At 63.3% G+C, this 13,796-nt stretch carries 12 protein-coding genes; 8 read left to right on the top strand and 4 right to left on the bottom strand.

Translation table 11 applies throughout. The annotated features are described in order from the left end of the window. Positions 1–101 precede the first annotated feature (101 nt). The 3 genes from KBT70_RS04290 to KBT70_RS04280 are packed head-to-tail and all read right to left on the bottom strand — an operon-like array spanning position 102 to position 3,682. Positions 102–1,493: a HAMP domain-containing sensor histidine kinase gene (locus KBT70_RS04290; RefSeq protein ID WP_296629207.1), complete on the bottom strand. Its 1,392-nt coding sequence runs from the start codon at positions 1,491–1,493 to the stop codon at positions 102–104. Between the two features lie 27 nt (positions 1,494–1,520). Further along, on the bottom strand, positions 1,521–2,939 hold the full coding sequence (locus KBT70_RS04285) for an FAD-dependent oxidoreductase (protein WP_296629205.1): 1,419 nt from the start codon (positions 2,937–2,939) through the stop codon (positions 1,521–1,523). 2 nt (positions 2,940–2,941) lie between these two features. Next, positions 2,942–3,682, bottom strand: coding sequence for a TVP38/TMEM64 family protein (locus KBT70_RS04280; protein WP_296629203.1), 741 nt, complete (start codon positions 3,680–3,682; stop codon positions 2,942–2,944). Between the two features lie 297 nt (positions 3,683–3,979). Here KBT70_RS04280 and rpmH point away from each other — a divergent pair, with 297 nt between their 5' ends. The 6 genes from rpmH (at position 3,980) to KBT70_RS04250 (ending at position 9,932) form a co-directional block, all read left to right on the top strand. After that, on the top strand, positions 3,980–4,114 hold the full coding sequence (gene rpmH, locus KBT70_RS04275; protein ID WP_008281032.1) for a 50S ribosomal protein L34: 135 nt from the start codon (positions 3,980–3,982) through the stop codon (positions 4,112–4,114). 23 nt (positions 4,115–4,137) lie between these two features. Next, positions 4,138–4,563 (top strand): ribonuclease P protein component, encoded by a 426-nt coding sequence (rnpA, locus tag KBT70_RS04270; protein WP_296629200.1) that lies wholly within the window; start codon positions 4,138–4,140, stop codon positions 4,561–4,563. Then, the gene (yidD, locus tag KBT70_RS04265; protein ID WP_296629198.1) at positions 4,560–4,808 is read left to right on the top strand and encodes a membrane protein insertion efficiency factor YidD; all 249 of its coding nucleotides are present in this window, start codon (positions 4,560–4,562) and stop codon (positions 4,806–4,808) included. The genes rnpA and yidD overlap by 4 nt, the downstream gene beginning before the upstream one ends. Positions 4,809–4,886: 78 nt before the next feature. Beyond that, the gene (gene guaB / locus KBT70_RS04260; protein WP_296629196.1) at positions 4,887–6,335 is read left to right on the top strand and encodes an IMP dehydrogenase; all 1,449 of its coding nucleotides are present in this window, start codon (positions 4,887–4,889) and stop codon (positions 6,333–6,335) included. A 39-nt stretch (positions 6,336–6,374) separates the two neighbouring features. Continuing rightward, complete coding sequence (locus KBT70_RS04255; protein ID WP_296629194.1) at positions 6,375–7,526, top strand: RsmB/NOP family class I SAM-dependent RNA methyltransferase; 1,152 nt, start codon at positions 6,375–6,377, stop codon at positions 7,524–7,526. A gap of 207 nt (positions 7,527–7,733) precedes the next feature. Further along, complete coding sequence (locus KBT70_RS04250; protein WP_296629209.1) at positions 7,734–9,932, top strand: ATP-binding protein; 2,199 nt, start codon at positions 7,734–7,736, stop codon at positions 9,930–9,932. Positions 9,933–9,954: 22 nt separating this feature from the next. On the opposite strand, the gene KBT70_RS04245 is transcribed toward KBT70_RS04250, so the two are convergent. Further along, positions 9,955–10,608 carry a gamma-glutamyl kinase gene (locus tag KBT70_RS04245; protein WP_296629192.1) on the bottom strand — a complete coding sequence of 218 codons (654 nt, stop codon included), beginning with the start codon at positions 10,606–10,608 and terminating at the stop codon, positions 9,955–9,957. A gap of 190 nt (positions 10,609–10,798) precedes the next feature. On the opposite strand from KBT70_RS04245, the gene recA reads away from it, so the two are divergent. Together recA and alaS are read left to right on the top strand one after the other, a co-directional pair. After that, a complete protein-coding gene (gene recA / locus KBT70_RS04240; RefSeq protein ID WP_296629189.1) occupies positions 10,799–11,872 on the top strand; it encodes a recombinase RecA in 1,074 nt (357 codons plus the stop codon). A gap of 137 nt (positions 11,873–12,009) precedes the next feature. Further along, positions 12,010–13,796, top strand: a 1,787-nt coding sequence (gene alaS, locus KBT70_RS04235; RefSeq protein WP_296629187.1) for an alanine--tRNA ligase, incomplete at its 3' end; no start/stop codon positions are given.

Raw genomic sequence — 13,796 nt, 5'->3', positions numbered from 1 at the left:
CCTTGATTCGTAGTCAAGTACTCTATCCAGCTGAGCTATCGGTCCGTGAGGGCAGCAATTAGACTCTGGCGTCGGGCATTGCAAGGGCGTTTTGGAAGAAATTATGACGGGGCGCCGAAATTTCCCTTGGGCAGCGTGATGCAAAAAGCGGTGCCCGTGGCGTCGCTGCGTTCGAGGATGAGGGTGCCGCCATGGCCGCGCACAAGCTCGGCGGCGATGGTCAGGCCAAGGCCGCTGCCGCCTTTGGTGGTGCCGCCCTGAAAGGGTTTGAAGAGATGTTCGCGCGCCCGTGCGGGCAGGCCCGGCCCGGTGTCGGTGACGCGGATCATCCATTCGGTAGGGTCCTCATCGGCCATGACGCTGATCTCGCCGGGGCGGCCACTGTTGACGATGGCTTGCCGTGCGTTGCGCACGAGGTTGCCGATGATGCGGTAGAGTTGTTCGGCATCGGCCAGCACGACAAGATCATTCGGCACATCTTCGGCAAAGCTGACATCGGCGTCACCGGCAGCGAGGCGCTCGCTCTCGATCACATCGGCCACCACATCGGCGAGATGCAGGCGGGCAAAGGTCGGCCCCGGTTCTTCGGCCTTGCCATAGGCGAGGGTGGCTTCGCAGAGGTGCACGGCGCGGGTGAGGGAATTGATGAGCTTGGGGGCGAGGCGTTGGACGGTCGGGTCCTGGCTGGTCTCGATCCGGTCGGTAAAGAGTTGGGCAGAGGTCAGAATATTGCGCAGGTCATGATTGACCTTGGCCACGGCGCCGCCCAATTGGGCGAGATGCTCTTTTTGCTTGAGCGCGCTGGTAAGCTGGGTTTGCAAGGATTGCAGCGTTTCCTCGGCCTCGCGCAGTTCCTTGACGCGGGACGTGGGGAGCAAAACGCGGCGCACATCCTCGGGGGCGGCGGCATAGGCCTGCATGGCGCTGACCACGCGCTTGATCGGTTTCACGAGGGTCACGCGCACGGCCAGGAACAGCAGCACGGCGGTAAAGATCGAAATCACCAGCGAGAGCCAGAGGATGCGCAGGCCGTAGTCGATCATCGCGGCGCGCAGGCCGGTGGTGTCGAGCGTGATCTCGATCAGCAGACCGCCCATGCGCACCGGCTGGCCGATGACGCGGATGATCTCGGGCTCTGGCGTGGCGAGGCGGCGCATGGCGTCGCGGATCAGGGTAAAGGCGGGGGCCTCGCGCAGATCGAAAGTCTGGGAAATGGGCTCGGGGACGGGTGAGGAGAGGATAAGCTGGCGCGCTTCGTCACGGCGCAGCACGACGTTGAACACCTCGGCATTGAGCAGGAGTTCTTCTTGGAGTTCGGGCGTCACCTCGTCATCGGCCAAAAGCACGAGCGATGCGATCTGGGCGCGCTCCAGACGGGTGAGCAGGTAATCTTCGCGAAAGCGGGCGATGGAGGGGACAAAGATCAATACCTCGGCCAGCATCACAAAGATGGCCGTCAGGATCAGGAAGCGCCCAGAGAGCGAGTTGAGCAAAATGTCCCCTCCCGAGGATGGCGCCGGTCAGGGCAGCCAGCGTTGCACGAAGCCGACGATACGCTTGACGCCCGCGCTGTCAAACAGGCGAGGCGAGAAATAGGCCCCGGCGGCGCGTTTGTTGATCTCGCCCAAGGTCGGGTAGGGGGCGACCATATTGGCCACGTGTTTCATCTTGAGCCCGTTGGCGAGGACAAGCGCCCAGAGGTTGATCAATTCGCCCGCCTGCGCACCAGCGATGGAAACGCCGACGGGGCGGCCGCGCACGACCATGACCTTGATCAGACCGGCGGTCTTGCGTTCGGCGATGGCGCGGTCGTTGTGGGTATAATGGAAGCGGACGACCTCGAGATTGCCGCCGTGGTCCTGCCGCGCCTGTGCCTCGGTCAGGCCGACCTGCGCCAGTTCGGGATCGGTATAGGTGGCCCATGGGATATGGTCGGTGCGGTTTTTCGCGGGCAGGCCCAAGAGCGCCTGACGGATGATGAGCCCCGAGTGATAGCCCGCGACATGGGTGAATTGCAGCCCGCCTGCGACATCGCCGATGGCATAGACGCGTTTGTTGGTGGTGCGCATCGAGGCGTCGACCTTGATGCCGCGTTTGGTGGTCTCGATGCCTGCGGCGTCGAGGTTGAGGCGGCCTGTATTGGCCTTGCGGCCCACGGCCATGAGCAGGTGGCTGCCCTTGAAGACGCGCCCGTCCTTGGCGTGGATCTCGATGGCACCGGCCTGCCCGCGGATTTCGGCGGCCAAGGCCCCTTCTTCGATCTGGATGCCTTCGGCGCGGAATTGGTCGATCACCACGGCGGCCATTTCAGGATCGTCATTGCCCAGCACCTTGGCCCCCTCGATCACCGTCACGGCGCAGCCCAAGCGGCGATGCGCCTGCGCCATTTCCATGCCGATGGGACCGCCGCCCACGACCAAAAGATGCGCAGGTTTCTCGCGCAGGTCAAAGAGGGTCTCGTTGGTCTCGTAGGGCACGGTGTCGAGCCCCGGAATGGGCGGGACAAAGGGCGAAGAGCCTGTGGCGATGACGATGCGGCGGGCGGTGATGATGTGATCCCCGGCCTTGACCTCGGTCGGCGAGAGGAATTCGCCGTATTCACGGATCACGCGCACGCCCAAGCCTTCAAAGCGTTCCTGGCTGTCGACAGGGGCAATCTGCGCGATGACATCTGCGACGTGATCCTTGGCGGCGGCATAGTCCACCTGTGGGATTTGGTCTGCGACGCCATACTGCGCGGCATGGGATTGCGCATAGGCCGCCTTGCCACTGGCGATGAGCGCCTTGGAAGGGACGCAGCCGAAGTTGAGGCAATCACCGCCCATCTTGTGCCCTTCGAGCAGGATGACGCTGGCCCCCATCTGGACCGCGCCCGCCGCGAGGGACAGGCCACCGGACCCGGCCCCGATGACCAGAAGATCAGTCTTAAGTCGTGTCATGTTCAAATTTCCTTTTTGCCGCGCACGGCCTTGAGGATCATGGGCAGGGCGGCGAGCGCGCTCAGCCCCAAAATAGGCCCGATGATCTGGGGTTCCCACAAGAGGGAAAGATCGGGGGAATCGCCCCGGTCGAACACTTCGCCCAAGCCGACGCCGATCCAGGTAAAGACGATGGCGCCGGGGATGATGCCGAGCACGGTGGTGAAGGCGAAATTGAAAAAGCGCACACCAACCAGAGCGGGCAGGAGATTGGCCACGAAGAACGGCACGGCGGGCACGAGGCGCATGAGAAAGAGCACGCTGATTTCATTCTCGTTGAGACCCTCCTTGAGCCGCTTGAGCGTGCCATCGGAGGTTTCGATCTTGGCGGCGAGGGTCTGGCCCAACCCGGCGCGTGCGGCGAGAAAGATGGCGCAAGCCCCCAGCGAAGCGGCGACCACGTTAAAGCCCGTGCCAAGCACCAGACCAAAGAGAAATCCGCCCGTGACCGAGGCCACCGCCGCACCGGGCAGGGAAAAGGCCACGATGACGAAATAGACCGCGATGAAGGCCAGAGCCATGAGGGTGATGTTGGCATCGCGATAGGCCAAGAGCGCCTCGCGGTTGTCGCGCAGCGTATCGAATGTGAGGTAATCGCGCAGGGTGACAAAGCCCACCACCGCCACGATCAGGATAATGGCCAGCGGCAGGTGCCGCGCAAGGGAGGGTTTGGCCGGTTTGCTCTCGCCTGTGCTGTGATCCATGGTCTCTCTATCGGCTCGCTCTGGTTCGGGACATCTGCTCCCTAGTTGCACTCTGCGGGCGTCCGGCGCCAGTGGCCTCACGCGGGGGTGATCGGGGGTGATGGGATGACGCGGCGTTGGCGCGGTGTTATGCGGGGTTTGTAACATTCATTGGCCGGTTTGGGGCATGTTTTTGTTGCAAATGCCCGGACCGGGGTTTGACACGGGAAAAGGGGCGCTCTATAGGACGGGCTTCGGATAGATATGATCGTTGCGCGATTCCTCAGACGCGTGGCCCAATAAGTCGGAGACGGAGCGATGAAACGCACCTTTCAACCCTCGAACCTCGTTCGCAAGCATCGCCACGGGTTCCGTGCGCGCATGGCCACCAAAGCCGGCCGCAAGATCCTGAACGCGCGTCGCGCCCGGGGCCGCAAGTCGCTCTGCGCCTAAGCGCGCGCGACAGCGAGAAGAAAATGACACCGCCGGAGGCCCCCAGCAGCGATGCAGGGACGATGCCCCCGGCGGTTTCGTCTTGTGCGCCGCACAATGCCCAACCGCAAAAGTGGACGGCGCTGCGCAAGCGCGCGGATTTTCTGGCGGCGGCGCGGGCGCGGCGGCAGGGCACGGGCACCATGCTGGTGCAGGGGCGCGACCGGCGTGATGGCGACGCGGCGATCCGGGTGGGGTTCACCTGTTCCAAGAAAGTGGGCAATGCGGTGGCCCGCAATCGCGCCAAGCGGCGGCTGCGGGCGCTCGCGCGCGAGCTCTTGCCTGCCCAAGGCTTGCCCGGCTGGGATTATGTGCTGATCGGCAAGGCGGAAGAGACCGGCGCGCGGCCCTATGATACGCTGCGGCACGATCTATCCTATGCGCTGCGCAAGCTGGCGGGAGGGGCATGAGCCCGCTTGCGCATGTGCTGGCGTTGCCCATTCGCGCCTATCGGCTGATCCTGAGCCCCTGGGTGGGCTGGCATTGCCGCTATCATCCGACCTGTAGCCACTATGCGCTTGAGGCGCTGGAAAAGCATGGGGCGCTGCGCGGGGGTGCTTTGGCGGCGTGGCGTATCCTGCGCTGCAACCCTTGGGGGCAATGTGGGCATGACCCGGTGCCTGAACCAAGGCCACGGCGCGACCCTGCGGAATAAAGGGACGAATCGCCCTTTTACCCCATGGCTATCCATGCAATAGGGAAGCGCCAAACGAGCTGTCCATGGAGATGTGAAATGGAGATTCGCGAGGCCCTCACCTTTGATGATGTTCTGCTGGTGCCGGCGGCATCCAGTGTCCTGCCCAACACGGCGGATACGCGGACGCGCGTGACGCAATCCATCACGCTCAACATCCCGCTCTTGAGTTCGGCCATGGACACGGTGACCGAGGCGCGCATGGCGATTTCCATGGCGCAATCGGGCGGCATGGGGGTGATCCACCGCAATCTGACCATCGAGGAACAGGCCCGCGAAGTGCGCCGTGTCAAGCGGTTCGAGAGCGGGATCGTCTATAACCCGATCACGCTCAGGCCCGATCAGACGCTGGCCGATGCCAAGGCGCTGCAAGAGCGGTACAATGTTACCGGCTTTCCCGTGGTGGATGAGACCGGCCGCGTGGTGGGGATCGTCACCAATCGCGACATGCGCTTTGCCGAAGATGACCGCACACCGGTGCGGGTGATGATGACGAGCAACGATCTGGCGATCCTGCAAGAGCCTGCGGATCGGGACGAGGCCAAGAGCCTGATGAAGGCGCGGCGGATCGAGAAATTGCTGGTGACGGACAAGGCGGGCAAGCTGACCGGCCTCTTGACGCTGCGCGACACTGAACAGGCGGTGCTCAACCCCACGGCCTGCAAGGATGATCTGGGGCGGCTGCGGGTGGCGGCGGCCTCGACCGTCGGCGATGCCGGGTTCGAGCGGTCGCAGGCGCTGATTGATGCGGGTGTCGATATGGTGGTGATCGACACCGCGCATGGCCATTCTGAAGGCGTGGCGCGCGCTGTGGAGCGGATCAAGGCGCTGTCCAATGCGGTGCAGGTGGTGGCGGGCAATGTGGCCACAGCCGAGGCCACGCGCGCGCTGATCGGGGCGGGGGCCGATGCGGTCAAGGTCGGAATCGGCCCCGGCAGCATCTGCACCACAAGGATGGTCGCGGGCGTGGGCGTGCCGCAACTGACCGCCGTGATGGACAGCGCGCGCGCCGCCGGTGACGTGCCGGTGATTGCCGATGGCGGTATCAAGTTTTCGGGCGATTTCGCCAAGGCGATTGCGGCGGGCGCTTCCTGTGCCATGGTGGGTAGCATGCTGGCGGGCACCGATGAGAGCCCCGGCGAGGTCATTCTCTATCAGGGGCGGTCGTTCAAGGCCTATCGTGGCATGGGGAGCCTTGGTGCCATGGCGCGCGGCTCTGCGGATCGGTATTTCCAGAAGGACGCCGCGAGCGACAAGCTGGTGCCCGAGGGGGTCGAGGGGCAGGTGCCCTACAAAGGGGCTGCGGGCAGCGTGATCCATCAGCTTGTGGGCGGGTTGCGGGCCGCGATGGGCTATACCGGCTGTGCCACGGTCGAGGAAATGCGCCACAATTGCCAATTCGTGCGGATTACCGGCGCGGGCCTCAAGGAAAGCCATGTGCATGATGTTCAGATCACCCGTGAGAGCCCGAACTATCGGATTGGCTAGGGTTTTCATGCTGTTGTGCGGTGCTCTTGAGGTGGTGCGATGACCCCTGGTGCGCGGGTTTCGGCGGCGATCGAGGTGTTGGACCGTATCCGCGCGGGCGAGCCTGCGGAAAAGGCGCTGACCAATTGGGCGCGCGGCGCGCGCTATGCCGGGTCCAAGGATCGCGCGGCGCTGCGCGACCATGTGTTTTCGGTGCTGCGCTGTTGGCGGTCTTGCGCTGCGCGGGGCAATGGTGAGGATGGGCGCGCGCTCATGCTGGGCAGTTTGCGCGCGCAAGGCCTTTATCCTGATGGGATTTTCACAGGGGAAGGGCATGCGCCCGCGCGCTTGACAGAGGCAGAGCGTAGTCCCGGTGTGCCGGATGTTGCGGCGGCGCGGGACCTGCCCGATTGGCTCTGGCCGCGGTTTGTGGCCTCGCTTGGTGCGGCGGCAGAGGCGGCGGCAGAGGCGTTGCGTGCGCGTGCGCCGATCATGCTCCGGGTCAACTCGCGCCGGGCCACGCGCGCAGAGGCGCAAGCACGGCTGGTCGATGAGGGGATTGTCACACAGCCGGTTGATATTGCTAATAATGCGCTGCAAGTGCTTGAAGGTGAGCGGAAAATTACCGGATCTCAAAGCTATGCCGAGGGCTGGATCGAGCTTCAGGATGGCAGCAGTCAAGCGGCGATGGAGGCGCTGGAGGTGCCGGACGGCGCGCGCGTTCTGGATTACTGCGCCGGGGGTGGCGGCAAGGTGCTGGCCCTGGCAAGCCGCGTCGAGGGCGCATTTTTTGCCCATGATGCCGCCCCGCAACGGATGCGGGACCTGCCGGCGCGGGCGGCGCGCGCGGGGGTCGAGGTGCGTGTCGTCACGCAGCCAGAGGGGCTCTTTGACGTAGTTTTATGCGATGCGCCCTGTTCGGGCAGCGGCACCTGGCGGCGCACCCCCGAGGCAAAATGGGCGCTGACGCCGGAGCGTTTGGCGGAGCTGATGCAATTGCAGGGGCGTATTCTGACTGAGGCGGCACCGAACGTGGCCCCTGGAGGGGTGCTGGCCTATGCGACATGCTCCGTTTTAGAGGAAGAAAACCAAGAGGTTATCCGGCGTTTCTCAGGTGATCATCCGGAGTGGGCCCTGAGCCGCACGCAGCATTGGCCGATTTCAGAGACGGGCGATGGATTTTATCTCGCGCAACTCAAGAGGGTTCGTTAACCACCCAGCAACCTTGACGGGTGATTTTGGACGCCGTTAAGTCTCGCTTAAGTCTTTCGCCCTAGAAAGGGTGGAGGAATCGTGAAGCGAGGGCTCGGCGTGGCGTTTATCCCGCACTCAGGGGGGCAGCTTTATCAGGCGGCGCTGCGGCTTGGGCCGCGTGCGGGTGTGTTGGTGCTGGCGGCGGTGCTCTTTGCAGGCACGGCGATGCTGGTGCCGCCCGGACAGGGCCAGCGGCTGCTTTGGCTGGTGGGGGCGACGCTCGGGTTTGCGGCGCTCTGGGTCGTGATGATCAACGCGCGCCTCAAACGGCATGCCTCGGGGCAGCGGCAGGCGGTAGCGAGTCTGGCACAGGAGATGCTCGAGGCGGACCCGGTGCCGCTTGTTCTGGCCGAGGTCGAGGGGCGTCTTGTTCATGCCAATGCCGCTGCACGGCGGGTATTGGCGGCGGACCGGGCCACCACGCTTGCCGGTGCGCTGCGCGAGGTTCTTGCCAATCCCGGCCCCATTCTCTTTCGGATGGAGACGCGCGCCCTCGCCAAAGGGGCCTCGGTCGAGGATCTGGTGACGCGGGGCGGGCATTTGCGCATCAGCGTGCATCGCTCCGGGGCCGATCATTTTCTCTGGCGGATCGAGAAATCCGCCGATCAGCCCCCGCGTGAGGCCGAGGCGCAGGCGTTGCCGATGCTGACGCTGGGCCGCCGCGATGCGGTGCTTTTCATGAATGCGGCGGCGCGCGATCTGGTGGGCGAGCGGGTGCGGACGCTGGAGCGGCTCTGCGCGACACCGCTCCGACCCGGCGAGGTCAATGATATCGCAACCCCGGATGGGCCGTTGCCCTGCCTTGTGGTGGCGCGCGAGGGCTCGGCGGGGCGGCGCGAGATTTTCCTCTTGCCCGGTGTCGACGGGGGACTGCGCCCCCCCGATGGCTGGGCGTTTTTCGATGCGCTGCCGGTCCCTCTCCTGAAGCTGTCGGCGCAGGGGCAGATCCAGTTGTCAAACCGTCCTGCCCGCGAATTGCTGGGCGCCGAGAGCGTGGCGGGAGCGACGCTGGGCGATGTGCTAGAGGGGTTGGGACGGTCGATCACCGACTGGTTGGGGGATGCGGCCGCGGGGCGGGGCACAGTGCATGCCGAGTTCCTGCGGGTGCGCCGCGATGACCGCGAAGTCTTTGTCCAGGTCGCGCTGAACCGCACGATGGAGGCGGATGAGGCGGTGCTGATCGCGGTGCTGAGCGATGCGACCGAGCTCAAGACGCTTGAGGCGCAATTCGTGCAGAGCCAGAAGATGCAGGCGATTGGCCAGCTTGCTGGCGGGGTGGCGCATGATTTCAACAATTTGCTGACGGCGATTTCGGGCCATTGCGACCTCTTGCTCTTGCGGCACGATCAGGGCGATCCCGATTTTGGCGATCTCATGCAGATCAACCAGAATGCCAATCGCGCCGCGGCGCTGGTCAGCCAGTTGCTGGCCTATTCGCGCAAGCAGACGCTGCGCCCCGAGGTGATCGACCTGCGCGACACATTGGCGGACCTGACGCATTTGCTGAACCGGTTGGTGGGAGAGAAAATCGCACTCTCGCTCAGCCATGATCCGACGCTGGCGGCCATTCGCGCCGACAAGCGGCAGTTGGAACAGGTGTTGATGAACCTTGTGGTGAATTCCCGGGACGCGATGCCGATGGGCGGAGAAATCCGGATCGTCACCCAGAACCTCACCTTGACCGAGCCTCTTTGCCGGGATCGGGCGGTGGTGCAGCCGGGGCGCTATGTCTCGGTGCAGGTGATTGATGCGGGGGCGGGGATCGCGCCGGACAAGTTGCAAAAGGTGTTCGAGCCATTTTTTACCACCAAGCGCACGGGCGAGGGCACCGGGCTTGGTCTCTCGACGGCCTATGGCATAGTCAAACAAACGGGCGGGTTCATCTTTGTGGATAGCACTCTGGGCGAGGGCACCTGTTTTCAATTGCTGTTTCCGGCCTATCTCGGCGAGGTGCGGCACCCGAGCGAGGCGCCCCGTCTGGCGACGTCCGAGACACGGGGTAGTGGCGTGGTGCTCTTGGTCGAGGATGAGGCCCCTGTGCGCGCCTTTGCCAGCCGGGCGCTGCAATTGCGCGGCTTTACCGTGCTCGAGGCCGAATCGGCCGAAGATGCGCTCGAGATTCTGGAGGATGCCGCGCTGCATGTGGATGTCTTTGTCACCGATGTGGTCATGCCGGGCATTGACGGCCCCGGCTGGGTGCGGCGCGCGCTGACAACCCGGCCCGAGGCGCGGGTCGTGTTCATGTCCGGCTATGCCGAGGAAACCTTTGGCGACCGACAGGCGTGCATTCCGCATTCGGTATTCCTGCCCAAGCCCTTCTCGCTCAACGAACTGACCGAGACCGTGCAGCGGCAGTTGATGTGATGGGGATGTGCGATGCGGGCGATCAGGCCTCGTCGTCTTGCTCGGGCTTTGGCCGGGCGGGCAGGGGGGTGTATGCTCCGTTCGCGCCGATGCCGGACCAGAGGGTGAAATCCTCGGCGAATTTGCGCCGCAGCCGGGTGTCAGTGCGAGGCGAGAGGGTGAGCGGCAGGCTGGGCGAGCGGTTGAGCGGCGCGGGCTCGACCGCCACGCCAAGACGGGCGGCGAGAAAGCTGCGCAGACCCGGCTGATCCTCGTAACGAAAGAGATGGGTGACGCGGGCACCGTTGCGCTGAGGCTCGAGGAACTTGGCCTGACTGCCGACCCGGGCGCAGGGCGGCGGTTCTCCGGTGCAATAGGCGGTCACGAAGTCATCAAAGCTGAGCCCATGGGTGCTGTTGGCATGACCGGCCAGCTCTGGGCGCTGACGGTAACGATACCAACTCCCGAGCCAATCCAGAGGCTCGCGCATGACCGCCACGACGTCAAAGGATCCATCAAAGAAGCGGTCGATCATCGGGCGAAAGAATCGGTTGTAGCGAAACACCGGCGCATGTTTGAGCTCTGGTGGGGCCGAGACAGCGATAGCGGCATGAGGTGCCAGGGCGGTCTCATAGGCGGTGCTGCCGGTCTTGGGGACCGACAAGAGCACCAGCCGCGCCTTGGAAAACACCAGCATTTGCGCCTCTCACAGTGAATTTCGCCTGTTTTCGTTGATGTAAACTACTTGTTAATCCTGATGGCGGAAAGTGGGAGGACCAGAATTTTCTTGAAATGTTCACATTTTGTCCGCATAGAGATGAGAACAAGAGGTGAACTCAGGCAATGATTGCTGCCCGTGACAGGGTGTGGAATAAGGGACCGAACAAATGGCAACGGCAGATCTTCTCTCGATGGATAACAAGCGGAACGCGGACAAGCAAAAGGCGCTCGACAGCGCACTGGCGCAAATCGAACGGCAGTTCGGTAAAGGCTCGATCATGAAGTTGGGTGGCGACAATGTCATCAAGGATATCGAGTCCACCTCGACCGGATCGCTGGGGCTCGACATTGCGCTTGGTATTGGCGGTATTCCCAAGGGCCGGATCGTCGAGATCTACGGCCCAGAAAGCTCGGGCAAGACCACGCTCACGCTGCATTGTGTGGCGGAAGAGCAGAAAAAGGGCGGGGTCTGCGCCTTTGTCGATGCCGAACATGCGCTCGATCCGGTCTATGCCCGCAAGCTGGGGGTCGATCTGGACGAGTTGCTGATCTCGCAGCCTGACACAGGCGAACAGGCGCTCGAGATTGTCGACACGCTGGTGCGCTCGGGTGCGGTGAGCATGATCGTGGTCGATTCCGTCGCCGCCCTCACGCCCAAGTCGGAGCTTGAAGGGGAAATGGGCGACAGCAGCGTGGGTGTGCATGCCCGCCTGATGAGCCAGGCGATGCGCAAGCTCACCGGCTCGATCAGCCGGACCAATTGCACGGTGATCTTCATCAACCAGATCCGCATGAAGATCGGCGTGATGTTCGGCAGCCCCGAAACCACGACCGGCGGCAATGCCCTTAAATTCTACAGCTCCGTCCGCCTCGACATTCGGCGCATCGGCTCGATCAAGGATCGCGACGAGGTGGTGGGCAACACCACCCGCGTGAAGGTGGTCAAGAACAAGGTGGCGCCGCCCTTCAAGCAGGTCGAGTTCGACATCATGTTTGGCGAAGGCATCAGCAAGACCGGAGAGATGATCGACATCGGGGTCAAGGCGGGCGTGGTCGAGAAATCCGGGAGCTGGTACAGCTATGGCGATCAGCGGATTGGCCAGGGACGCGAGAATGCCAAAGGGTTCCTGCGCGACAACCCGGCCGTTGCGATGGAGATCGAGGACAAGATCCGCGCCTCGCATGGGCTTGATTTTCACATGACGGAAGCCGCGGATGACGGCGATGTGATGGAGGGCTGAGCGCCACTAGCGCCCGCCAGAGAGACAGACAGGGGGTCCGGGCAATGCCCGGGCCTTTTTCTTGCGGTGGACATGCCCGGACGGCCCCGTTAAATCAGCGGAACGCAGGCCCACACACGCCCCGGAAAGAGATGCCCATGCCCACGCTGAATGAAATCCGTTCCACCTTTCTGAGCTTTTTCGAGCGCAACGATCACCGCGTTGTCGAAAGCTCGCCGCTCGTGCCGCGCAACGATCCGACGCTGATGTTCACCAATTCCGGCATGGTGCAGTTCAAGAACTGTTTCACCGGTGTGGAACATCGCGATTACGTGCGCGCCACCACAAGCCAGAAATGTGTGCGCGCGGGCGGCAAGCACAATGATCTGGACAATGTGGGCTATACCGCGCGGCATCACACGTTCTTTGAGATGCTGGGCAATTTCAGCTTTGGCGATTATTTTAAGGAACAGGCGATCCCCTATGCCTGGGATCTCTTGACCAAGGATTTCGGGATCGACAAATCCAAGCTCTTGGTCACGGTCTATCATACCGATGACGAGGCGGCGAACATCTGGAAGAAATACGCGGGCCTCAGCGATGACCGGATCATCCGGATCAAGACCGATGACAACTTCTGGTCGATGGGATCGACCGGCCCCTGCGGCCCCTGCACCGAGATATTCTATGATCACGGCGACAGCATCTGGGGCGGCCCTCCGGGCAGCGCGGAGGAGGACGGGGATCGGTTCATCGAAATCTGGAACCTTGTTTTCATGCAGAATGAGCGGTTCGAGGATGGCTCGATGCGGGCGCTTGACATGCAGTCGATCGACACGGGCATGGGGCTCGAGCGGATCGGGGCGCTGTTGCAAGGCAAGCACGACAACTACGACACCGATTTGATGCGCAGCCTGATCGAGGCGAGCGCGCATGCCACGAGCCAGGACCCGGATGGGCCGGGCCGGGTACATCACCGGGTGATCGCGGATCACCTGCGCTCGACCTCGTTCCTGATGGCGGATGGGGTTATGCCGTCGAATGAGGGGCGCGGCTATGTGCTGCGCCGGATCATGCGCCGGGCGATGCGGCATGCCCATATGCTGGGAGCCAAGGACCCGGTGATGTACCGGTTGGTCCCCGCACTGGTGGCGCAGATGGGGCAGGCGTTTCCGGAACTGGGCCGGGCGCAGGCGATGATCGAAGAGACGCTGAAGCTGGAAGAGACGCGATTCAAACAGACGTTGGAGCGGGGGTTGCGCCTGCTCGATGATGAGTTGACGGGGATGGAGGAGGGCGCGGCGCTGCCGGGGGCCACGGCGTTCAAGCTTTATGACACCTATGGATTTCCGCTCGATCTCACGCAGGATGCGCTGCGGGAGAAGGGTCGCGAGGTGGATACCGCAGGCTTTGACGCAGCCATGGCCGAGCAGAAGGCCAAGGCGCGCGCGGCTTGGGCGGGCACCGGCGAGGCGGCCGATCAGGCGGTGTGGTTTGATATTTCGGAGGATGTTAGCGCCACAGACTTTCTGGGCTATGATACCGAGGTTTCTGAGGCGCAGGTGGTTGCTATTGTATCCGAGGGTAAGCGGGTCGATGCGATTGAAGAGCTTTGCACTGGTTGGGTCATATTCAACCAAACGCCATTCTATGCTGAATCTGGTGGACAGGTTGGCGACCACGGCAAGTTGATTGGTAAAGAAGTGAATGGCTTCATTTCTGACACGAAGAAATTCCCCGGAGGCCTGTTCGGGCATCAGTTTACGCCTGACAATGGACGCCTAACCGTCGGGATGAGCGTTAAGCTTGAGGTGGATCACACCCGCCGCAGCGCCATTCGGGCCAATCATTCGGCGACGCATCTGTTGCATGAGGCCCTGCGGGCGGCCCTTGGCGATCACGTGGCGCAGCGCGGCTCGCTGAATGCCGAGGATCGGCTGCGGTT

Origin of the sequence: Roseovarius sp., assembly GCF_018066915.1 — a bacterium.
Classification (GTDB): domain Bacteria; phylum Pseudomonadota; class Alphaproteobacteria; order Rhodobacterales; family Rhodobacteraceae; genus Roseovarius.
The sequence above is the reverse complement of the archived record's forward strand: the minus strand, read 5'-3'. Positions and strand labels throughout refer to the sequence as shown.